General features: G+C 63.2%; 19 protein-coding genes and 1 tRNA gene. 10 read left to right on the top strand and 10 right to left on the bottom strand.

The genetic code is table 11. The features are described 5' to 3' along the window. Positions 1-142: 142 nt before the first annotated feature. The 7 genes from NKH83_RS28580 (at position 143) to NKH83_RS28550 (ending at position 7,726) form a co-directional block, all read left to right on the top strand. Positions 143-227 (top strand) — tRNA-Asn (locus tag NKH83_RS28580). A 146-nt stretch (positions 228-373) separates the two neighbouring features. Further along, positions 374-532 carry a hypothetical protein gene (locus NKH83_RS28575; protein ID WP_352808364.1) on the top strand — a complete coding sequence of 53 codons (159 nt, stop codon included), beginning with the start codon at positions 374-376 and terminating at the stop codon, positions 530-532. 16 nt (positions 533-548) lie between these two features. Next, complete coding sequence (locus tag NKH83_RS28570) at positions 549-800, top strand: hypothetical protein (RefSeq protein ID WP_352808363.1); 252 nt, start codon at positions 549-551, stop codon at positions 798-800. A 718-nt stretch (positions 801-1,518) separates the two neighbouring features. After that, positions 1,519-2,136, top strand: coding sequence for a 4'-phosphopantetheinyl transferase family protein (locus NKH83_RS28565; protein WP_352808362.1), 618 nt, complete (start codon positions 1,519-1,521; stop codon positions 2,134-2,136). Positions 2,137-2,426: 290 nt separating this feature from the next. Continuing rightward, entirely contained in the window at positions 2,427-3,458 is a 1,032-nt protein-coding gene (locus NKH83_RS28560) for a TubC N-terminal docking domain-related protein (protein ID WP_352808361.1), read from the top strand. Positions 3,459-3,495: 37 nt separating this feature from the next. Then, positions 3,496-6,471 carry an amino acid adenylation domain-containing protein gene (locus tag NKH83_RS28555; protein ID WP_352808359.1) on the top strand — a complete coding sequence of 992 codons (2,976 nt, stop codon included), beginning with the start codon at positions 3,496-3,498 and terminating at the stop codon, positions 6,469-6,471. 76 nt (positions 6,472-6,547) lie between these two features. Next, entirely contained in the window at positions 6,548-7,726 is a 1,179-nt protein-coding gene (locus NKH83_RS28550; RefSeq protein WP_352808358.1) for an acyl-CoA dehydrogenase family protein, read from the top strand. A 366-nt stretch (positions 7,727-8,092) separates the two neighbouring features. On the opposite strand, the gene NKH83_RS28540 is transcribed toward NKH83_RS28550, so the two are convergent. The 7 genes from NKH83_RS28540 to NKH83_RS28510 form a co-directional block, all read right to left on the bottom strand. Next, positions 8,093-9,427 carry a lipopolysaccharide biosynthesis protein gene (locus tag NKH83_RS28540; protein WP_352808357.1) on the bottom strand — a complete coding sequence of 445 codons (1,335 nt, stop codon included), beginning with the start codon at positions 9,425-9,427 and terminating at the stop codon, positions 8,093-8,095. Further along, on the bottom strand, positions 9,418-10,695 hold the full coding sequence (locus NKH83_RS28535; RefSeq protein WP_352808355.1) for a glycosyltransferase family 4 protein: 1,278 nt from the start codon (positions 10,693-10,695) through the stop codon (positions 9,418-9,420). The genes NKH83_RS28540 and NKH83_RS28535 overlap by 10 nt, the downstream gene beginning before the upstream one ends. 14 nt (positions 10,696-10,709) lie before the next feature. Continuing rightward, positions 10,710-11,354, bottom strand: coding sequence for a hypothetical protein (locus tag NKH83_RS28530; protein ID WP_352808353.1), 645 nt, complete (start codon positions 11,352-11,354; stop codon positions 10,710-10,712). 100 nt (positions 11,355-11,454) lie between these two features. Beyond that, positions 11,455-13,452 carry a putative glycosyltransferase family protein gene (locus NKH83_RS28525; RefSeq protein WP_352808352.1) on the bottom strand — a complete coding sequence of 666 codons (1,998 nt, stop codon included), beginning with the start codon at positions 13,450-13,452 and terminating at the stop codon, positions 11,455-11,457. Further along, positions 13,428-14,573 (bottom strand): glycosyltransferase family 4 protein, encoded by a 1,146-nt coding sequence (locus tag NKH83_RS28520; protein WP_352808351.1) that lies wholly within the window; start codon positions 14,571-14,573, stop codon positions 13,428-13,430. Before NKH83_RS28520 ends, NKH83_RS28525 begins: the two co-directional genes overlap by 25 nt. Beyond that, the gene (locus NKH83_RS28515) at positions 14,573-15,379 is read right to left on the bottom strand and encodes a glycosyltransferase family 2 protein (protein WP_352808350.1); all 807 of its coding nucleotides are present in this window, start codon (positions 15,377-15,379) and stop codon (positions 14,573-14,575) included. Before NKH83_RS28515 ends, NKH83_RS28520 begins: the two co-directional genes overlap by 1 nt. 663 nt (positions 15,380-16,042) lie before the next feature. Further along, entirely contained in the window at positions 16,043-17,698 is a 1,656-nt protein-coding gene (locus NKH83_RS28510) for a glucosamine inositolphosphorylceramide transferase family protein (protein WP_352808349.1), read from the bottom strand. An 827-nt stretch (positions 17,699-18,525) separates the two neighbouring features. On the opposite strand from NKH83_RS28510, the gene NKH83_RS28505 reads away from it, so the two are divergent. The 3 genes from NKH83_RS28505 to NKH83_RS28495 are packed head-to-tail and all read left to right on the top strand — an operon-like array spanning position 18,526 to position 22,192. Next, complete coding sequence (locus tag NKH83_RS28505) at positions 18,526-19,692, top strand: glycosyltransferase (RefSeq protein WP_352808348.1); 1,167 nt, start codon at positions 18,526-18,528, stop codon at positions 19,690-19,692. After that, positions 19,693-21,303, top strand: coding sequence for a Rossmann-fold NAD(P)-binding domain-containing protein (locus tag NKH83_RS28500; RefSeq protein WP_352808347.1), 1,611 nt, complete (start codon positions 19,693-19,695; stop codon positions 21,301-21,303). 7 nt (positions 21,304-21,310) lie between these two features. After that, on the top strand, positions 21,311-22,192 hold the full coding sequence (locus NKH83_RS28495; RefSeq protein WP_352808346.1) for an NAD-dependent epimerase/dehydratase family protein: 882 nt from the start codon (positions 21,311-21,313) through the stop codon (positions 22,190-22,192). Here the strand turns inward: NKH83_RS28495 and NKH83_RS28490 are convergent. From NKH83_RS28490 to NKH83_RS28480, 3 genes are read right to left on the bottom strand one after another with little or no spacing between them, the layout of a single operon-like run. Further along, positions 22,189-22,437 (bottom strand): DUF982 domain-containing protein, encoded by a 249-nt coding sequence (locus NKH83_RS28490; RefSeq protein ID WP_352808405.1) that lies wholly within the window; start codon positions 22,435-22,437, stop codon positions 22,189-22,191. The two genes, NKH83_RS28495 and NKH83_RS28490, sit on opposite strands and share 4 nt — an antisense overlap. A gap of 38 nt (positions 22,438-22,475) precedes the next feature. Continuing rightward, positions 22,476-22,703 (bottom strand): DUF982 domain-containing protein, encoded by a 228-nt coding sequence (locus NKH83_RS28485; RefSeq protein ID WP_352808345.1) that lies wholly within the window; start codon positions 22,701-22,703, stop codon positions 22,476-22,478. 8 nt (positions 22,704-22,711) lie between these two features. After that, positions 22,712-22,957 carry a DUF982 domain-containing protein gene (locus NKH83_RS28480; RefSeq protein ID WP_352808344.1) on the bottom strand — a complete coding sequence of 82 codons (246 nt, stop codon included), beginning with the start codon at positions 22,955-22,957 and terminating at the stop codon, positions 22,712-22,714. Positions 22,958-23,007 lie beyond the last annotated feature (50 nt).

Genomic DNA, 23,007 nt, shown 5'->3' with positions numbered 1-23,007 from the left:
TGGATTTGTTTACGTCATGCGATGTGACCGTTGTCGGTGCTGGCCACTTTGGACTATCGGCAGTGCCGGATAAGCACAGCGCGTATTCCGTTCAATTCGGGATCAGAGCACCAGTTCGCGCGGCGGGCTCTCTAATCTATGTTTCAGCGTGGCGGAATTGGTAGACGCACCGCACGGTTAATGCGACGCCGAAAGGCTTGTAGGTTCGACTCCTACCGCTGGAGCCATAGATTACAAGTAGCCGCGTAGCCACCATTTTAAGTGGTTGAATAAGGGCCTTTCGGCCCCTTTCTTCCCGTGCAGGAGTACCCTTGGTCCACCTGATCCGCCGCCGGCAGGGGCGAGGTTCACCGCAGCGGCCGCAGCGCTCGTCATGCAGCAGTTGGAGCTGCGCCGCAGCGAGATCGCGCGCGGGGCGATGATGGGCTTTGCCAGCGCCACGGAGGTTGCAATCCTCACCATCGACGTCCACGGCGTCATCCGGTTCGCCAACCATGCAGCCGGCGCGCTGTTTGGCTGGTTGCGGAGATGATCGGGCACCGATCGTCATGATCGTCCCCGAGCGGCTGCGTAACGCCCATAATGCGGGACTGGCGCGCCCCGCCCGGGGCGGCGAATCCAAGCTCGTCGGAAAGAGGGTCGAGATCGCCGCCCGCCTCGCCTGCCTGTGTCTGCGTGCCTCCACCGCCGAGCAGGACGCCAGCCGGGCCCGCTGTGGAAACCAAGCCGAATCGGCGATGTTCGAACAGGACTGGCGATGCGGACCTATTGAGAACCTATCAATGACTCAGAAGAGGTAATCCGAATTGGATCTTTACTGACGGCGCTATCGCGTCGTCCCTAGTAACCAAGTCTTCCATAAGGCATAAAAGCCGCGCGGACAGGCCGGGAGGCTTCCGTCGTCCAGCAGCAAAAGCCCATCGCCCAGGCGCTCACTCAGCCGCACAAGCGAAGCGCGGAGATTGCTTTGACGATGTAATTCCGCATCCAGGTAACTGCTTTTTGGCAAAACCCGGCGCAGCAGCCTTGCTCGTCAGAGCAGGAGATCATTGGAGCGCCAGTTCATTGTCAATCCGGCAAGATAAAGTTGGCAGTTTCGCCTCCGGCAGGCCCCTTGCGAGCAGCAGCATGTCTGGTCTTTTGATGTCGCCCGTCCATACCTCGAAATAGCCACCGGGCGCTCCTTGCTTTCGCCCTTACGTGGTTGTTTCATCAGGGAAATCCGCGCAAGAATGGCGCTGCCATTCATTGGAAAGAATTGCACTTGTGCGCATGAGCGCTCCCAGCGATCGGAATCCAGGTATGACTTCTGACTGCTGCCCTGAGTTCGACTTTATCCAATTTTGTGGCGCGGGCGGGGACGAGGGCCATGGCGCATTGGGCGCGAGCTGGAATTTTCATGCTGTCTCGGGACATCGATCAATTCGACTCGTCAGATTCGACGTCAGTCAGCCTCTAGCGGAGCCGGCACCGCCCCCTCCAAACTTGGATAAAGTCGAGCTGAGACCCGGGATCATAATGCCGGTCCTCGAGAATGATGGTTTGGAGATCCTGGCATTCATGCTCGATGCGGAGCAGGACGTCATCCGCGAGATAGGCGTTTGCCTCAACGAAGAGGAACGTCGGCGCGCCGAGGGGTTGAGACTGGAGCGGGACCGCCGCCGCTATATCGTTACCCGCGGGCAGCTGCGCCGGGCCCTCGCCTCCAAACTGGGAATCTCGCCCTCCAACGTCGAACTAGAATATGGACGCCTAGGCAAACCCCACCTCTCGCACCGCATGCCTGCTCGCGATTTGCACTTCAGCGTCTCGCGATCCGGAGATGTCGCGGTCGTCGCCCTCTCGACCAGGCAGGAGGTCGGGGTGGATATCGAGGCAGTTCTGGCTGTACCCGAAGCGGACGAGATCGCAGCGCATTGCTTTTCCGCCTCCGAGTATGGGTCCTACACCGCCCTTGGTCCAGAAGACCGGCTGGAAGGCTTCCTCCGGCGCTGGACCCGGCTGGAGGCTATCTCCAAGGCCCTCGGGTGCGGCTTAGGACAGCCCTTTTCTTGGGATGAAAGAGAATGGGCTGTCCGTAGGTTCGTACCGAAACCTGGGTACATCGGGACCGTGGTGTCCGGAATTGAGTGGTAGTCCGGAATTGAAGTGCCCGCGATCCCATAATTCACTTACGATGCACTACGGATAAACGAGGAGCTCAACCAATTCCATTTGGAGTGCACGCAAGTTCATTCGAATCGGACTTGTTTCCCACTTCGCGGTGGGTCGCGGTTGAGAACACGGGACAGCGCTTCACTGACATGTCCCGGGGGTATGGAGAAAAAACGGCAGTTTCATGGATGAAACCGTCGTGCTGGAGGAACTGGGACGCGGAACCACTTCGGCTCCGTCGTGAATCATGAACAAAAGTGATCGGAAGGCCTATGTCGGCGGACGTGACGCAGTTCCCGGAGCTTCTCGCAGACCTCGCGGTCAAGGACATCAAGATCTGGGTAGAGGGCGACCGGCTGCGGTGCAACGCCCCAGCTGGCGCACTGACGGCGGAGTTTCGCGACCAGTTGCGGGACCGGAAGGGCGAGATCATCGCGTTTCTGAATATGGCCACGGCGGCGGCCCGGCAACAGCCTGCAATCATTCCCCTGCAGTCTGGCGGAACACGCACGCCCATTTATGCCGTACCCGGGCATATCGGGGCGCCCTTCTCATTCTCCGACCTGTCGAAGCACCTGGGCGGTGATCAACCGTTTTACGCACTCCAACCGTCTGGCTTCGATGGGCAGAGCGAGCCGATGGACCGCGTCGAAGCTATCGCGGAGTACTTCGCCCGCCAGATCGTCGAATATCAGCCCACCGGTCCGTACATCATCGCCGGTTACTGCTCCGGCGCTGCAACCGCTTTCGAACTGGCGAAGATGCTGGGTCAACGGGGAGCGGAGGTCCCATGCATAGCGCTCTTTGGCCCTCTTCACCCCACCACCTATAACGAATTGCCGCGTCTGCTGTATTTCTATACTAGGCGTAGCGCCGATTCGTGCCTGCGAGAGATGGCGAAGCTGCCGACATTCGGGGCCCGTCTCCGATATTTCGGCAGTCGCCTCCGCAATCTCGGCGAGCGCGTCCGCGCCGCCCTCGTGCCCCTCGTTCGCAAAAGCAAAGAGCCTGTCACGGCAGATCCGGTGCTGGCGAGCAGAGCTCGACTCAAATCGACGGCGATCACGGCTTTGCGGCGGTACATTCCCACTCCGTATTCGGGTCGAGTATGCATATTTCTTCCGAACAAGGCCTGGCTGCGATCGGGTGCAGCACCGCACCGATGGCTTCGAGTGGTGCCGCATGCCGAATTTTATTTCGGGCCCGAGGACTGCAACGGTCCCCTTATGCTGGAGGAACCGGACGCGCCTGCCATCGCAGAGCTTTATCGCCAGGCAACCCAAAAAGCTGAACGATTGACGTGATGAGATTTTTTGATTTCCGCAATGGGGAGCGTATCTCATGAACGAAGTCCTTCCTATCGCGGCTGAGGCCGTAGCGCTTCCCCTGCTGAAAGATACCGATCATCAGGCGCTGGTTGTCGAGTACAACGCCACGGCAGCGCCCTACCCGTCGGACAGGACGATCATCGATCTCTTCCGCGACCAGGCGACGCGCAGTCCTGATGCTGAAGCGATCCGCTTCGGCGATGCAACGCTGACGTACCAGCAGCTCAACGAACGCTCCAATCAGATGGCCGCGCATCTGACGTCGACCGGCCTGGGGCCGGGTCGGATTGCCGTTGTGTTCATGGAGCACTCCATTGAAGTCGTCGTCGCGATCTTAGGCGTCCTGAAGTCCGGTGCAGCCTATGTGCCGGTGGATGCGGCAACGCCGAAGGGGCGTCTGGCAACAATCCTGAAGGACATTGCCAACGGGACCGACGGGCGGGCGCCGGTGGCGATCACTCAGGCGCGCCTGCAATCCGTCATTTCCCCGAACCTTGCCGAAATTTTCGTGCTCGACGCCGATTTCGGGTCGATTTTGCATCAGCCGCATTCGGCCCGACCGTCCGCTGCCACTCCGGACGGCGCCGCCTACATCATCTTCACCTCCGGCTCGACCGGCACGCCCAAGGGCGTCGTGATCGAGCACCGGAACCTGGTGAACTACATCGGGTGGGCCGCTCGGGTGTACAGTTCCGGCGAACGTCTCGCATGGCCCCTTTTCTCATCCCTCGCCTTCGACCTGACCGTCACGACCCTGTTCACGCCGCTCATCACCGGCGGCCGCATCGTGGTCTATCTTGGTGATCCCGGCGTCCCGAGCATGGTTGTGCTCAAGGTCATCGACGACAATGCCGTCGATGTCATGAAGCTGACGCCGGCGCATCTCGCGATGATCCGCGACCGCAATCTTGAGACCACAAGGCTGCGCAAGTTCATCGTGGGTGGCGAGGACTTCAAGACCGAGTTGGCTCGCGATATCACGAAAGCCATTCCCCATCCTATCGAGATCTACAACGAGTACGGACCAACCGAAGCCACGGTGGGCTGCATGATTCACCGTTTCGACATCGACCGGGATCAATCCGCATCGGTGCCGATCGGCGTTCCGGCCGCCAATTCGGGCATTTACGTCCTCAACAAGGCACATCAGCCCACCGCCCCCGGCATCATCGGTGAGATGTTCATTGCCGGCGACGGTCTCGCGAGAGGCTATTTCAATCGCCCTGACCTGACCGACGAGCGTTTCCTTACGGCCATCGATCCTCGAGATGGGTTTTCGAAGCTGCGGCTGTACAAGACGGGCGATCTCGCCCGCTGGAACTCGGAAGGGCGCCTGGACTTTCTCGGCCGCGCCGATCATCAGGTGAAGGTTGGTGGCGCGCGTGTCGAGCTGGGCGAGATCGAAGCCCGGCTTCTGCAGCACCCGCACGTTCAGGAATGCGCTGTCGCTGCGATCGCCACCTCGGTGGCGAAACCAGCGACACAAGTGCGTTATTGCGAACGGTGCGGTGTTGCGTCCAGCCTGCCCGGCACGACGTTCGATCCGGCAGGCGTCTGCAATCTATGCCGGGCCTTCGACACCTATGTCGACAAGGCGCAGACCTATTTCAAGACATCGGATGACCTCCAGGTTCTCATCGCGGAGATGCAGGCTAACCGGAAGGGACCTCACGACTGCATCGTGCTGTTGAGCGGCGGCAAAGACAGCAGTTTTATGCTGTGCAAGCTCGTCGCCATGGGGGTGAAGCCGCTTACCTTCACCCTCGACAACGGTTTCATTTCGGAAGGAGCCAAGGCCAATATCAGGCGGCTCGTGAACTCCCTGGGCGTGGATCACCACTGGGGAAGCACGCCGCATATGAACGAGATCTTCGTCGACAGCCTGAAACGGTTCGCGAACGTCTGCAACGGCTGCTTCAAGACGATCTACACCCTGGCCACGAACGTCGCCCGCGAACGAGGGATCGGGTACATCGTGACTGGATTGTCCCGCGGCCAGTTCTTTGAGACGCGCCTGACCGAGGAAGTCTTCAAGCGGGACGACTACGATCCGGCCCGTCTGGACGCGCTCATCACCGAGGCGCGCAAGGAGTATCACCGCCGCGAGGATGCTGTGTCGCGCTATCTCGACGTGGATGCCTTCCGGAACGACTCAGTATTCGAGGAAGTGAAGTTCATCGACTTCTACCGCTACTGGAGCGTGCCTCTGGAGGACATGCTCGACTTCCTGAAGACGCAGGCGGGATGGGATCGGCCCGCGGATACAGGACGCTCCACGAACTGTCTCATCAACGATGTCGGCATCTACGTTCATAAGAAGCAGCGGGGACATCACAACTACGCCCTCCCCTACAGCTGGGATGTGCGACTCGGCCAGAAGACGCGCGATGAAGCCATTGACGAACTCAACGACGAGCTGGACCTACCCCGCATCCAGCAGATTATGGCCCAAATCGGCTATGTCGAACCGCCAGCGGCCGAAGACGGCATCGCACGACTTGTGGCCTACTATGTCTCGTCGAAACCCCTGACCGTGGCCGACCTGCGCACCCACCTCGCCGAAGAGCTCTTGGAGTCCATGATTCCGACGCAGTATGTTCGCCTCGAACGGATGCCGCTCACGTCCAACGGCAAGATCGACCGGTCTGCGCTTCCCGAGCCGACGGCGGAAAACATCCAGCCTGCACAAGACTTCGTCGCCCCCTCGACTGCCACCGAGAAGACGCTGGCCGCGCTGTGGTGCGATCTCCTCAAGGTCGAGTCGATCGGCCGTGACGACAACTTCTTCGGCCTGGGTGGGCACTCGCTCCTGGTGATGCGGGCGGTGTCGCGCATGCGGCAGAGCTTCGGCGTCGACGTGCAGCTTCGCAACCTTTTCGAGCGCCCGACAGTGGCCGGACTGGCGGAAGTGATCGACGGAATGCTCTGGGTGGCCGATTCCAGAGCCCCTTCAGTCTCGGAAGGACCGAGAGAGGAAATCGAACTCTAGCTTGCCGGAAGCCTCCGAATGGCCCTGGGCACCAATCTGGACTGAAGCTTTTGCGTTGGACTGCGTAGCAGAGCGGATGAAGATGATGGACAAAGCTTGGGTACCGGCGCGAGGACCGGGGCTGCCTTGGGCGGCGGGGGAGTACGAGCTCTTACGCGACCAGGTGCGCCGGTTCGTGGAGGAGGAGATCAAGCCCCGTGCGGATCGCTGGGAGGAGGACGGGTTCATTCCCCGTCCGATCCTGCGCCGCATGGGTGAACTCGGCTTCTTCGGCATCCGCTACCCGGCCGAGTACGGTGGTGCCGAGATGGACGCGGTCGCATCGACGATCTTCGCCGAGGAGCTCGGGCGCTCGACTTATGGCGGCGTCGCCATCGCGACGCTGGTCCATACCGACATGGCTTCCGTGCACGTCTTTCACGACGGGACCAAAGCCCAGCGGGCCCGCTGGATGCCGGGTATTATCAGTGGCGAGGTGATCACCGCGGTCGCCATCACGGAGCCGGATGCGGGCTCGGACGTGAAGGCCATCCGCACGCGCGCCCGCCGAGAGGGCGAGTCTTACGTCCTCGACGGCACGAAGCTCTATATCACGAACGGCGTCCACGCGGATCTCTACTGCGTCGCCGCCAAGACCGATCCCTCGGCAGGAAGCCACGGGATCACGATGTTCCTCGTCGAGAAGGGCACGCCAGGCTTCAGCGTCGCCCGCGAGCTGGACAAGCACGGCTGGCGCTCCTCCGATACGGCGGAGCTCGTCTTCGACGGTTGCCGCATCCCCGCCGAGAACGTGCTCGGCGCCGAAGGACAGGGCTTCTACTCCATCATGGGCAACTTCCAGAACGAGCGCCTTGTCCTCGCCGGCATGGCGATAGGGGCGGCCGAAGCCGCGATCCATATGACCCTCGCCTGGGTGAAAGCTCGCCGCGCATTCGGGGGCGTTCTATGGGACATGCAGGCGATCCGTGAACGTCTCGCGATGCTCTCTGCGAAGGTGGAGGCAGGCCGCCAGTTTCTCTATGCCACCGCTTGGCGCATGGCGGCGGACGAAGATTGCCTGCGCGAGGTCTCGATGGTGAAGGCCATCTGCGGCGAACTCGTCAACGAGGTCATGTATACGTGCGTGCAGTTCCACGGCGCTATGGGCTTCATGCGCGAGAGTCCAATCGAGCGCATAGCGCGTGACGCCCGCGCCCTATCCATCGGCGGAGGCGCGACGGAGGTGATGCTGGAGGTGGTCGCGTCGATGTCGTGAGCCCAATGCGGCAGTGAGGACATCGCTCTGCGTGAAGGGATCTTCGCACGGCAGGTAGGGTTGGCTGAGAGGGTCCTTCAGCTGTTCTTTCCCCCCACCCGCTCTCAGGCGGCGGCGCTGGAGGAAAGCATAAGCGATCATCGTCATGAGCGCGTGTCGATGCAGCCCCTGCCAGGAGCGGCTGTCGAAGTGATAGATGCCGACGCGGCCCGTCGGCAATGCGGATGCGAAGCGCCGTGAATCTGGCGCTCAACGGCCTTTTTGTTTCGGTGCGCGAGCTCAGTTCCGTCCAGATCGCCGCCACATCCGCGTCGCCTCCAACGCGAGCTCAAGGATCGCCTCATGGCCGCCGCCATGGACGACATCTCAAGTCTGGAGTGGCGAGGGGCGCGGTTCTTCGTGCACAGGGCCAGCGGCAGAATCAAGTTTTATTGCGAAGGCCAAAGTCAGGGCCGCGCACACGCCCTCGATGCTGACGGCGAGCGTCCAGCCCAGGACCAGGCCTTGAAGTCCGCCAAGCTTCGCCCCCGCGATCGCGAGGCACAGCTCCAGAAATCCGCCCAGCGCGAACCAGCGAGATGCCTTGCGCATCCTGTCGCCCAGCCGCGCCAGCGTGCAGGCATGAAATTTGAGCGTCGATCCCAGCAGGCTGAAGCCGAGGAAGCGCAGGCTCGAACCGGCGATCTCCGGATAGGCCGGATTGAAGACCGCAAGGATCTCCTGCGAAAAGGTGAAGACGAAGGCGGCGCAGACCAGCGAGAAGAGCAATGACGCCGTCAGCGACAAAAGGATATCGTGCCTGGATTGTTTCGGGCTTGCTCTGACCACGGGGAACAGCACCGTGGCCATGGCTGCGGGAATCAACGAGGCCATGGAGACCAGCATCCACAATGCCACGAAGGCGGCATTGGTGGTCGGCGACAGCAGAACCAGCACGAGGTAAGGCATGATGACGCACGGGGCCTGCAAGGCGACATCGAGCGCGTAGTGGTCGAACGCCTTGCGTCGGAGCGTATGGAGCAGCCGGAACTCGGGCGGCCCGACGAGGCGACGCGCGCCGCCCCGGGTCAAGAGATCGACGCCGATCCAGGACGCCAGCAGGCCGATCACCCAGGTCAGAAGAATCGTGGCAGTTGAGACGTAGCCGGCGGCCGCGGCGGCGGCGATCAGCATCAGCTTGAACGCGGAAAACAGCACTTGCCGGATCATTCTGCGGCTGCTGTGCAGAGTGCCGACGAACGCCTGATCGGCCACGATGCTGAGACCAGTCAGGCCGCAGCCGAGGACGAACGCAGCGCCCAAGAACCAACCGCCGATCGGCCCGGTCGAGCTGTTGAGGTACGCCTCCCCGAAGACAAACAACAAGGCCAGGCCGACCGCAAGCGCCACCCCGATGGACGCTGCTGCGGCCGCGAGGCCGGGCTCCTTGCCGGGATGCCGGACGATCTCGCCCATCAGCAAGGTCCCGAGCCCGGCCTCCCCCAGCACACCGACGAGGGCCATCACGGACACGAGGGCGGAGGCCTTGCCGATCACCTCCGGCGGAAACAGCCGGGCGGCGAGCCACCAATAGACAAACCCAAGACCGGCCGTTGCCATCGTTCCGATCGCCAGAGCTCCGGAATTCATGACGAGCGTGGCGCTCTTTCGAAGCGCCCGGCGCACGCGAGTAATGGCCATCCCGGCGAGGTCTACCGGCACGATCGCCCACCCGAACCTTGGTGCGCCGGCGCCGCGGACCTGCTGGCGGCTGGGCGCAGGACGTCCCGGTAGACCTGCTCGATCCGGGTCACGACCGCTCCGGCCTTGAGGCGTCCAACCCTGGCGAGGCTTGTCGCCTCCAGGCGGGCCAGCAAGGCGCGGTCCTCCACAAGTGTCTGCATTGCGTGAGCGAGGGCGTGCGCGTCACCGGGCGGCACGAGAAGCCCTGTCTGGCCGTGGTCGACGAGATCCGACATGCCGCCGACGTCGGTTGCGACGACTGCCTTCCCGGACGCCATCGCTTCCATGATGACCGTCGCGCAGGCTTCGGGCCCGACCGACGGCAGCACGCCGAACAGTGAGCGCCGCCATGCATGCATGATGGCGGAATGCGGCCACGTACCGAACACTCGGACGTTCGGCGGAAATTCGGTTGGCGTATCGGCGACCCGGCGCCCGACCAGGACCAGCTGCGGCGCCCGCTCCAGGCCGGAATAGGCTTGCAGGAGAACGTCAATGCCCTTGAGGCGCATCATGTCGCCGACGAACAGGATGAATCCATGCCCGGGTAACTCCCGCAGGCAGGCATCTTCCGGGCCAAGCACCCCAACATCGTCGGGCACGAAGTTGGGGATGACCTCGTAGGGGGCGCGGCCTTGGGCGAGGCCGGTGTGACGGGCCACCGCGTGGCTCACCGCGATGAAGCGGTCCACAACGCGCCGAGCGGCGAAGCTCGACGCCCAATTGCCCAAGGTGGTCGCGGCTGCCTTCACGGCCCCGTAATGCCCTGTGGCGCAGGGCAGGCACTTGCCCGGCGCCGGGCCACTGCAGAGATGGGTGCCCAAGTGCATGAAGTTCTTCTTGGCGCAGACAAGGCCGTAATCGTGGAGCGTCACCACGAGGCGTGCCCCACTCAGACCTTTGAGCGGCAGGAAGGACGCGTAGATCCAGTTATGGGCGTGGACGATGTCCGGCTCCTCCCGGGCGACCAGGCGCTTCAGGGCAAGCACCAGTTCGGGATCCGGAAAGGGCGGTGCATGGCGGCGCTCTGGATCGGTGTGGAGGCCCGACAGACGCTGGAGCGTCCCGCGCAGGCGATGCACGCGGACCGCGCCGTCCAGCTCGGTTTCGGGCGATCCGGGATGCAGCAAGGTCCCGACGCTGACCTGATGGCCCCGCTGCGCCAGCGCCGCGCCGAGATTGCGGACGTGCCGCTCCTCTCCCCCGATCACCGGAGGATAGAACTGCGACAGCAGCAGGATGCGCATGGTCCAGCCTCGTTTTAGATGCGCGGCACCAGCGTCGAAACACTGCGATAGAGCCGGTTGTCTTCCGGTCGATAGAGCCGCGCCTCGGCCGTCTGGCGAGTTGCCAAGACGGGCACCGGGATTTCCCGCGCCCAGGTGTCGCCCGGCGCGATGGTGAGCGATCGGAAAACGGCGAACGGTTGCCCATCGAGGGTGATTTCCAGGTCGAATCGCTGAGGTTGAGTCTCGGCGCTCCTGATGCCGACGGTGATCCGGCCGGACTCGCCACTGGCCGACGGCAACAACCAGAACGCGGTGTATTTGAATTCCCGGTAGGCGGCTTCGTCTCGGACGGCCAGCGCATAGGCTCCGGTCGCCACAAGCAGCGCTAGCATGAGCGCGGCTCCCTGCCAGAGCCGGACCCGCGCCGGAGCCGGCCAGTCTGGCAGATCGGGAGTGTCGCGGCGGCCGGCCGCGACCAGTGCGGCGGCAGTCGTCACGGCCCAGAACCACACCGCCCAGCCGAGCGGCGTAAGGAAGCCTGCGCCGTTCAGGGCAAAGCCCCCGGCGATGCCGGCGGCGAGGCTTGCTCCGACCGCGTAGACGAAGTGTTCCAACGCGGAGGTTGTCCTGACGCCAATGGCCCGCAGCACCGTGTGGCCCGAGACCAGGAACACCATGGGCGCGCCCAGGGCAGTACGGAGGAGCAAGCTGTCGCTGAGCGCAACGGCCGCCACCGTCGCCCCCGCCCACAGGCACGCGGCCAGAAGGTCCCGCTTGCTACAAAGTCTCATGCAATCCCCTCACGTCATAGATGACGATCCAGCCGTTGTCGTAGATGCGGGTGACGCCCTTGACGTCATTGAACTTGAGCAGCGCTGCGCCCGAAAGCGCTCCCTGCTGCGCTTCCCACGGCTGGAAGTAAAAGCCGAGCACCGGCGGAGCCGTGGTCAGGCGCAGGTCAATCAGCAGGAAATCGATGTCGCTTCGCGCCAAGGGCCAAAATTCGTCGGGCCCCAATGTCTCGGCCTCGAATATGCGCGCGGGATCGATGCCTTCGATGATGGTGACCCGAACGTCCTGCCGGCCGTAGCCCCCGAGCAGAAGGCGGTTGATGCGGTCAGTGGTGAAGCGGTTGCCGGCACCGAGCCATTCCCTGGCCCAGCGTGCCGTTTCGATCCCCATCGGCTCGATCGATTCCTGATCTGCGGCCACCCTGTAGCGCCCATGGATCGGATTAATCGAAGAGCTTGTGACGCCGCCCAGGACGATGATCACCAGAGCAACGGCCGGTGCGATGCGGCGCCACCCGCGTGGCGTGCGGCCCTGCCAGAAGTGGACGATGCTCACCGCGACGACCAGCCCGACGGCGATGAACACGAACGTTCCCATGCGGTTGCCGATTTCCCATCCAGCGGTGGTCAGTCGGAAGGCAACTGAGACTGGGAGCCCGAAGGCCAGCAAGCTGAGGAGCACGAGGCGGCTGTCGCGCCAGCGGCGTTTAAGAATGTCCTGGATCGGACGCCAACCGGAGCGCGGACCACTCGGCGCTGCCATGGCCAGCGACCGAAAGAATCCCGTTGCCAGTCCGAGGGCCACGAGCAGGAGCGCCAGCAAGGTGGTCAGCCGCATGTAGAGGGCCTTGTCCGGCGCTCCGAGGTGCTCCGACCGCGGGGTGGGCGCGCCCAGGATGACCCCGAGCAATGTGTCGAAACCGGACTCGATCACCGGGCCGAGATAGCCTGTGAGAGGAATGCCACGGGCCTGCACCCACAGGGACGGCAGGGCTATGGCGAGGATCGCCGCGAGGCCCACGGCAATGCTGGTCTTCATCCGCAGGGGATCGTGCCGGCGCAAGGCCTCGAGGGCGGCCAGCGCTCCGAAATAGATGGCGGCGAAGGCGGCCGACAGGTGATGTGTGACCGCGAGGCTTGCCAACAGCAAGGCTATCAGCCCGAGCGACTTCAGCCTCGGTCGCCCGACGAGATCCTTGGACGCTGCCTCGACCGCGAAGGTCAGCACGCACAGCACGATACCGAGGCTCCCGTAGGAGAACATCGAGTCGAACAGGAAGAAGGTTGAGCAGCCCATATAGGCCAGACAGGCGATGGCCGAGATACGCGGCGATCCGGCGATGCTTTCGAGGAACAGAAACAGGGCACCGATGAACGTGCCCTTGAGGATGACCAACAAGAGCGTCCCCGATACGAACAAGGGCAGTCCTGTCAGATCGACGATCGCCGCTGTCAGGATTTCCAGGGCGGGATACGTTGGCCCGATCGGGAAAAGCGGGTTGGACAGGAACAGCCGGCGGGCCGTGATGAGATCCTCGGCCGCAATCCAATGCAAGACCTCGTCGTAACCGCTGAAGCTCGTCGGGGAATAGACGATCTTGCAGTAGAACAGGGCTTCGGCAAGCAGGAAGAGCAGGAACAGGCGCTCACCTCGGGCTGTTGTCGGCCAAGCGATGCGGAGGCCGGTCGGAACGACCAGGAGAACGACACCGGACCAGAAGAGCGGCGGCGCCACGTCATAGCCCCGGCGCCCGGCCGCGTGCCCGGCCACGACCAGGAGTAGAGCCGCGGCGATCGTCAGGCATAGAACCGCGATCCATCCGGAATTGGCGCGTTGCGAGGGGGCATCGGCGCTGCCGTCGCGAAGGTCGGGACCGACAACGGCCGAGACGACTCGTATCCCGGCCTGGAGCGGGTTGATCCTGGTTCCCGCGCTGAAATGAGCCGGCATCATCAGCATCATGCCCTCGTCGCAGGAGGCCACGATGTCACGCCACCGGGGGCCAAGCGGAACATGGATCGGTTGCCGAGGACATCATAATAAACGTGGCTCAGCGCATGCGCGCAGGCATCCCAGTCCGGCAGGGCCAAATCCGGGACCTGCCGATGGGCCTCCAGTTCTTCGGCCATGGCGGCGGCCAGCTCTCCAGGACCGGCGTTGGGCGGAACCGCCCGGCACAGGCCATTGGCGGCCAGTTCCCGCAGACCGGACGTGTCGCTAACGAGGACCGGACGGCGCAGCGACAGGGCTTCCATCACAGCGATCGGATGGGCTTCGTATTCGCTGAACAGCACGAATAACGCGGCGCTCGCCAGGAGGTCAGCCATGTTCTGCCGGTCGGATCCGGGGATGCTCGCGATAGTGACGCGCCTCTCGAGGCCGAGTGCCGCTACGAGGCGCCGCAATTCTCCCTCGTACGGGCCTGTTCCGACGATGTGCAATCGCACGTCCGGTACCCGGCGGATCAGTTCGGGCAAGGCCGCGATCGCCCGATGATGGCCCTTGTAGCGCTCCAGCCTGCCGCCCGAGACGATCAGGTGCGGATCGACCTTGATGCCGGGGCTCGGAGCCGGCATCGCGGCGCCGTTCGGGATGACGACAAACCGTTCGCGCGGCACGCGCATCCTGGCGCTGAAGAAGCTGGCCTCGAATTCGGAGACGCCGATCAGCCGCGCGGCGCGGGCCACCAGCGGTCGAAGCAGCGCGTGCTGTGTGCCGCGCACGGCATTGCGCAGCCGGGAGGAATGCCCGCCGCTGTGGAAGGTCAGAATGAACGGCAAGTCCCCGCGAAGCGTCGCGAGCAGCCCGATCGGCGCCACGAAGCTGTTGTAACCTTGGAAATGGATCAGATCCCATGCCCCGCGCCGGATCGCGGTATAAATGCCGGGCGCAACATAGAGGTCCCGTCCCCTCGGCCAGGCCGGCACGCGCCGCACGCGCATGCCGCGCACTTCCTCCTCAACCGGCAACTCCCCCGAGGGATCGGTAGTGAGCACGTCGACGGCGTGGCCACGCGCCACCAAGCGGGGACCGACTTCCTGGATGTGAGTTTCGATGCCTCCTATGAGGGGGTAGCAGCGAGCGGCAACCATCAGGATTCGCATCAGGTCTGTCCACCGACAACACAGGCTGTCGCGTTCCGCCTGCGCTGTTGGTGCACCCTCTCGCGCAGGATGGTTTTCAGGACGCGCCAGCCGTCCGGCATGGCGCGCAGATGGCTCACGCCGCTGATGCGCGGAGCCTCGAAACTCGCCACCTCGACGATATTGAGGTGGTTCTTCAAGGCCCGCACGTTGATGAGGGTCTCGATCTCGAACCCATCGCAATCGCAGTCCAGCGTGGCGACGTGCTTGGTCCAGAAGGCTATGTATCCGTAGCATAGATCGGAGAACCAACCGCCATAGAGCAGCCGCACGAACAGGGTCAGCCCCTTATTGCCGAACATCCGGAACAGCGACATGTCGTCCGTGCCGGCGCCCTGGATAAAGCGTGAACCCTTGACGAGATCCGCGCCGGCCATCAGCGCACTGACAAAGACTATCGCCTCCTCCGGCACCATGGAGCCGTCAGCGTCCAGCATGACAATGATTTCGCCTGTGGCGGCCAGGAATCCCGCTTGCAGTGCAGCGCCCTTGCCACGCCGGGGCTCCATCACGACCTTCACGTCCTCTCGCAGGCGGCGCGCGACCGCGACCGTATCGTCAGTCGAACGACCATCCACGATAATGATCTCATGCGCCCAGTTGGGGATGCGCGGCAGAAGCCACGGGAGGTTCTCGGCTTCATTGAGCGTCGGGACGACGAAGCTGACTCGGGGCAGAGTCAGTGATCCCCGCAGCGCGACATTTACCGGGTCAGGCCGCGATGTGGCACCGACGGGGGCGAGAATGCCGGAGAGACGGGCGTTCATGGCAGCGCTTTGAGGTCGTGCGATAACCATCCGGGGAGCATATTGTGCTTCCATGACCCCATGAGCTCCCCGAAAATCCGGTGCTCCACATCGCGCTCACGCACATGCGCGGCCAGCGACAAGCCGCAGCGGCCAGCTCCAATGACCGCCACATCCACCGATGTGCTTGATCCAACCATATGCGGACTCCCGGCCGTTATGAAATGAAGATGAAATGAAAGAAGATTGGTACGCTTGTGGCCCCCTATCTTGGTTTGTTATGCGACGATTACTGATGCAGACCTGAAATGGAAGGACGATAGATGGTTAGGAAAAGCAAATAGATGATTAGCTCTTTTGGGGTATCCCTTCAGTTTATTTCCAGCCATACGACCAGCGCGGATAGTACGGCAGCGGCACCGATCACCTTCAGCAGCTGTGTTAGCAGCGTTGCCAAACCCGTCTTAGACCTCTGGGTCCACCTTCAACCCCCAGGAAAGACATTCATCGACCCGCGGCTGGGACTAGCTCACAGCGATAATTTCCACCGAGCGAGCCGTGCAGAAGGCAGCGAAGGTCGCCGGCGCGAAGAAATGAACGTCCAGCGCAACGCTGATTTGCCACTGGCCAGAAGCTGCGAAGTGCAGGTAGGCTCGCTCCTTCACTCGGCCGTGATTTGCGAGCTTATTCTGTGCCCGAGAAGGGTCGAGCGCGCCCGGCCCTTCGCAGGCGGGGCACCTTGCGCTCGACCGCCTGGCTACGGGTAGCTAACCCGGGCGAAACCGGCCAAGAGAGGGACTGCCCACGCGGTTCCGAGACCCCGCGCGGTCGCGAGACCGGCGCGTCGGGTACCAGCAAACGATACGAGGTCGTGACCTCTCGCAAACCCCGGATATGCCCGAACAGGTCGATCACCTCCAGGCCAGACCGGCGGTTGTAGGTGTGACACCCCAACGCTCCGGACGAAATGCGACCGAGCGGGGTCTGGGCAAACTCCGACGCGCCGAGCGCATCGATCCGGCAGAACGTCACCGCGCCGCCATAACCGCGCGCGCAGTCTTGGACCGGGCGTAGCGTGCGTCCGCCGTGTCGGATGACGGCGCCTGCGGGACGGCTGAGCCTTGCATCGAGCAGGACGGGGTTGGCGGCATGGGGCGTCCAGGACCCGGTCAGGCTCTCGGCACGGTAGAGGCTGAGGAGATCCCAGGATGTGGACCTCCAAAGCCTTGGGCTGACGAAAAACCAAAAGCCGCCCTCATGGCAGAGCGGCGTGGTATCGTAGCCCTCAATGCCTTCCATGAGGCAGGCCTCGCGCGTCCACCGGTAAGGGAATTCCACTGCCCTGTAGAGGCTGACATTCCTGGCCGCCCCCGATTCGGGGATCATCCAGATCTGCCCATCCTGCTCGAACACGAACGGGTACGAGAGGTGATGCGGTTCCTCTACGACGATCCGGGATGCGCCGGCTGTCCCGTCCCGGTTCACTGTCACGACCGCAATACACCCCCGGTTCTTCGAGTAGAGGTACTGTTCGACAAAGATGAAGTCCTGCCCCTGGTGCCGGAACGGGAACGGGTCGGCAAGGTAGCTGTCGGCATTTCCGGTGAGCACCCGGAAGGCTGCTTCGCCTTTGTCGAGCAGGCTCGCCGATTCATCGAAGCGCCAGGCAATCCCCCACATCCCGCCGCCCCTCGCCAGGACGTCCAAAAGCCCGATCGCCTTCGATGCAACCGTGCCGGTCGCCCTTGCAAGCGCCGAAAGCGCGCCAAAAGAAGGCACTGCCGTCCGTGCACCGCGGATATCGGACGCAGCTGAACCGCTTTCCTCGCACAGGGCTTTGAGAATCAGCGGCACAGCGCAGGAAAGGGCGCTGTCGAGCCTCGCTGCCAACACTTCACGGTCTGCACTGGCCGGGCGCGCCGTCCACGACCGCAACGGGCGCGCCGTGTCATGCAGGTCGACGAGAAGATCCTGATGATTCACCCAGGCCGCCACGACTCCGATCTCGCCGGGTGCGCCGTTGAAGACCGGGGTGAGCACACGCCGCCCCGCCGGGAGCGATTCTGCCCCGCTCAAATCGATCACCACATCGACTTGGTCGGCCGGAGGCGGCGGCAGGCACCGCAGCGCCGCCTCGACGGGGTCGATGGCGCCGTTCCCGCGAAAGCCATAGACTAGTTGTTCGAGTTCGAGCAGCAGACGGCAGATTAGCGGCAGCGGGCAGCGACCGGCCGCCAAAGCGCAGAAGACTTCGTTGCCGGGCACTTCAGCGAGCGCTTCTGCCAGCCAGAGGTGCCACCGCAGCAGCCGGGACGAATCGAGACTCAGGCAAATGCGCATTGTTGTTCTCACGGCCGATTTCAAAACGACGCCAGCTTACAGCTTCCACGAGAACCACCTCAGGCGATCCGCCTACCCTGGACTCCGCCGCCGGCCCGCCAGCCAAGGGCGGCAGATGGAAAGCCGCAGCGCGAGGATGGTTTCCACCTACCGTGGTTGCGGGGACTCGCCATGTCGGGAGCCGAACACTTGATTGGGAGATGCCTGAGCACGGGTCAATACTCGAGCGACTGGAAACGGCTAAGCACCACTATGCCCGAACGACGCCGGGCTGTGTGAGGTCAGAGGAGGTAATCCTTAGGGGCCATTGCACCCTGTGGCCGGCGAGAGCCAAATGCCAGGATGATCATCGACTGGCAACGAGTGAAAAAATGGGCTGCGGAACGCCGGACCGCGGGTGCTGGTGTCCGCGTTGCTGTCCGTTCCGGCAGTCGTGAGCGCCGCAGACGATCCGTCGGCAACGTCCCTCATCAAGACTTCCGGAACGAACTGTGCGTTGGACGGCAGGCGGTCTTCGTGACCGGCGTAAACAACCACTATCTGACCTACCGGTCGCAGGCTGAGGTCGCCCGCGTTCTCGACGACGCGGTGGCGATGGGCGCCAATGTGGTCCGCACCTTCTCCAGCCGGTGATCGGGTCGCTCGACGGAAGCAAGCCTACAATGGCGCAAAGCTCGGCCCTGGTTGGTGAGTTTTTATGCTGAAAACCGGCTTCCGGGTAGGCCGAATCCCGCGTGGAAGCCTGGCGTTTCAAAAACCAAGACCATCGCACCGTCTATCAAAGAGTTTGGATAGACATTGGCAGCTCAAGTCGGGAGAATTCCTAGATGCGTATTCTGATGCTTGCGCAATCCTATATGTCGATTGGCGTTGGCCAGCGGGGCCACGTCCGGAACCTAAGTATCGGTCTCGCCCGCCGCGGTCTTGACGTTGCCGTTGCTACAACCGGTCAGCTTGGATCTAAAACCGGGCAGCCCGAGGATGGCGTCAGCAGCGAATGCCGGCAGCCGCCCCCTACGATCTCAGTGATTATCTGTGCCTACTCCGAGGACAGATGGGAGCTGTTGCTTCAGTCGGTGGCCTCGGTTCAGGAGCAGACCTTGCAACCCTGCGAGATCATCGTATCTGTCGACCAGCCTCTGTTCCACCGTTGTGCCGCGTACTGGGCTGACTTCGCAGCATCCACCCCTCCGATACGGGTGATCCAGAACAAGTATGACGGGCACCTGGGGGCGGCCCGAAACACGGCAGCCGAGACAGCCGCTGGAGAGATCCTGGCGTTCCTGGACGACGATGCGGCGGCCGACAGGGACTGGCTCGAGATTCTCATCGAACCGTACCGGGATAAGCGCATCGGCGCCGTCGGCGGGCGCCCCATACCGGTTTTCGAGACGAGCCGCCCGGCCTGGTTTCCTGTGCAGTTCGACTGGGTGTTCGGATGCGCTTATGACGGCCTTCCGACCAGCCGAGGTCCTTTGGCTCACCTCATAGGAGCCAACATGTCGGTGCGGCGGATCCTCCTCGAGCAGGTGGGAGGGTTCCACTCCGACCGTCACGACGACATGGACATGTGTCACCGCGTAGCGCACCTCTGGGGCAGTGAGGCGGTCATCTACGAACCGGCGGCGACCGTCCGCCACTTCGTGCCCGCCTCACGGCCGACCTGGAGGTACTTCTGGCGCCGCTGTCTGTTCGTCAACAAGGGGAAGGTCGAGGCCTTTGCCCAGATGGGCGACGCCGCCGCACTGGGTGCAGAGACCCGTTTCGTCTGGTACGCGCTGACCAAGGGCGTACCGCGGGAGATTTTGCAAGCGGCCAGGGGTGACGCCCACGGGCTGGCCCGGTCCGCGGCGATAATCGCTGGCGTGGGGCTGGCCGCGGCAGGCCACATCGCCGGCCGGATCGAGCTGGTGCGGCGCTTGCGCCGGCGGCGCCAACAGGCAACCAAGCAGATACTGGACACAGCCGCGCAAGGCGGTGGGCGCGGCAAGTAGATGCCGTCTTCGATAATCATTGGTTCGGGTCCGGCTGCAGCCGCCGCCGTGTTGGCGCTGTCCGAGAAACCGGACGAGAAGGTAACCGTGTTCGATCCGGGCACCGTGCTTGACGCGCAGACGCAAGAGGTAATCTCCAGGCTGTCCAAGCTGCGTGTCGATAACTGGGATGAGGAGGACGTCCGCGGGGTCAGCCTGCAACCCAAGCGGATCCGGTCCGATTCGCTGCCTGAAAAGAGAAGCTACGGATCCGATTTCCCGTTTGTCAACAAGGGCCAGCTCGACGGCGTCCACTCCGAGGGTAGAGTCAACTCAGCTGTCATATCAAGCGCCTACGGGGGGTTCAGCAATGTCTGGGGGGCCCAGATCATGCCCTTCAGCGCCGCCACGTTCAAGGGATGGCCGTTCGACTTCTCGGATATGGAAGAGCACTATCGGACGATCCTGGGTCACATTCCTTTCGCTGGAGAGTCCGACGATCTCGAGGAGTGGTTCCCGCTCATCGGATCCCCGGACCCGCTTCCGCCGCTGGCGCCGCGGACGCAGATGGTCCTGGCCAACTACGACCGGCACCGCGATCGAGTGCGCTCCACGGGAATAACGATAGGCCGCGCCCGCCTCGCCTTCTCAGCGCCCGAATGCCAGCCCTGCGGCCTGTGCATGACTGGGTGCCCGCGGTCGCTAGTCTATTCGGCCTCGCACAGCTTCGATCGCTTCAGGCGCAGCGGGAGGATCGACTACCACAGCGGACTGCTCGCGGTGCGAGTTGACCAGGAGGGCGACACGGCCGTCGTGCAGGCCCGGGAGCTGTCCAGCGGCCGGATCCAGCGATTCACAGCCGACCGGGTCTTCGTGGGCTGCGGAGCAATCGGGACCACCCGGCTGATCCTGGGCTCGCTCGGATCGGACCAGCCGGTACATCTTTCGGAATCGGCTCAATTCGTTCTTCCAATGATCTCCATGAAGCCGACCCCCGACCCACGTACAAGGCGCGAGTTCACACTCAACCAGTTCAACATGGTCATCGTCCGGGACGACGAGGGCTTCGATGTCTCACAGATTCACTTCTATCCGTTCAACCAGGCATACTACGATGCGCTTCCCGGCTTCCTCCAACACCGCGCCGCCGCCTTCGTGACGGATCGGCTCCTGAGCCGGTTGACGGTAGGCCTGGGCTACTTGCCGTCCTGGGCATCACCCAAGGTCCGGGTCACCGCCCAGTTGTCCGCTGATGAGCTACCCAAGATCACCCTCACTTCAGAGGGCTTCAGCGAGGCCAGGGCCAGCGGCAAAGACGTGCCTGCGATGCTGCCTGACGTAATAAAGCGGATACGCAGGGCGGCACCTTACCTTGACTTGTGGCCAGTCACGCCGCGGATGCTGTGGTCGGGCGGGGCAAAGAGCTACCACTTTGGCGGCAGCTTTCCCCACGCCGGTGAGCCGCATACCGGGAGGGCGACGACAGACCGCCTCGGGCGGTTGGCGCGCTGGGACCGTATCCATCTCATCGACGGGTCGGTTTTCCCAAATGTGCCGGCTACTACCTTTACCCTGACTGTGATGGCCAATTCACATCGCATCGCCTGCGAAGCGATGCAGCTGACGGGTTGAGCGTTCAATGCGGGTCGGTATCACCGGAGCCAACGGATATGTCGGGACCATCCTGCGTGCCGCCTTCGCCGAAGAAGGGCATGAGGTCATCGCGTTCGCCCGTTCGAACCGGGTGACCTCCGACTCTGCCGCCGCAATGGTTGGCGTGGCCGAGTGGCGCCCATACGAGATAAAGCGCCCGCCGTCGGGGGCGGCATTGAGCGACCTAGATGTGCTCATCCACTGTGCCTGGGACCTGACTCTCGTCAGCGCCGGCGATGTGTGGGGTGTCAATGTGTCCGGCTCGCAGCACCTCCTGCGCAATGCCGCCGACGCAGGGGTTCGCCGGGTCATTTTTATCTCCTCGATGTCGGCCTATAAGGGAACCCGACAGTTGTACGGTCAGGCGAAGCTGGCCTGCGAGCGCACCGCCAGCAGTCTGGGAGGTGTCTCCACCCGCCTCGGACTGGTGTACGGCCCCGGTTGGGGCGGGATGGCAGGCGCGCTCCGCAAGCTCACTAACCTGCCGGTCACACCTCTCATCGGAGCGCGCTCCCATCAGTTCACCGTGCATGAGGCGGACATGGCAGCCGCCATGGTGCGTATTGCCGAGTCGGACATGCCCCTGCCGGAGCCGGTAGGGCTGGCCAACCCCGAACCGGTACCGTTCCGACGGCTCATGAAAGAGATCGCCGCATCACAAGGCAGAACACTGCGCGCCGTCGCCGTGCCCTGGCAGCTTGTCAATGGCGTCCTCAAGGCAGCTGAGGCCCTGCATGTCCCCCTACCCTTCCGATCCGACTCCATCCTTGGGCTCGTGCACCCAGCCGCAGAGGTTCCCCGTGTAGAGCGGCTCAAGCAACTCGGAATCGAGTTTCGGAGCTTCTCGCTGGACGGCAATCGACCCTAGCCGATGGGGCACAGGGACACAGGAGACCTAATCAGAGGATCGTAGCACCCCTCCTCCCTGGCAGCCGCCTCGAAGGCCTTACGAGCCTCCTCGGGGGTCGCCCGATCCTCGACGGCTTCGATGCATAGTTGCACAGCCTTCCGCCACTTGGGCCCCATCTTGGTCCACTTCAGGAGTTCCTCGGCGGCACCCTCGAGATTGTTGCACCCGTAGGTGACCCCAGGTCGGTCAGTCTTGACGTACACCGGAGGGGAGAACAAATGGTTGCCACAACACCTCCTACTCAGGGGTCTTCCTTGGCGGCAGCCTCAAAGGCCTTTCGGACCACCTGAGGGTCAATCGGATCGCCCTCCAAGGCTGACAGGCACAGCGTCACCGCCTTATGCCAGCGAGGTCCTCTTCGGGTCCACGTCTTGAGCTGCTCAAGGGCTGCCCTCGCATTGTTGTACCCATGCCTGACGCCGGTTTCACTCTTCACGAACACCGGAGGGACCAACCAATGGGTTGCCATGATACCTCCTACTCAGGGGAGAGATACACGTTGGCCTCCTTGGCAGCCGCCTCGAAGGCTTGACGGACCTCTTGAGGGGAGACTCTGCCCTCGAACGCGTCCACGCAGGATTGGACCGCCTTCGTCCACCTCGGGCCCTTGGTGTCCCACGCCATGAGTTCCTCGGCGGCTCCCTCGACGTGGCTGATCCCATGGCGAATGCCCGGACGTTTCGTCTTCACGTAGACCGGGGGAGCGAACCAGAGGGGACCCATAAGGGGAACTTAGAGCGGCAGAGCCCGCTGACCAACCCGCATTAGCCACA

This window comes from Mesorhizobium sp. M0909, assembly GCF_040319515.1.
In the GTDB taxonomy this organism is placed as follows: domain Bacteria; phylum Pseudomonadota; class Alphaproteobacteria; order Rhizobiales; family Rhizobiaceae; genus Mesorhizobium.
Note: the sequence above shows the minus strand (reverse complement) of the source record. Positions and strands in the feature narration are given on the sequence as shown.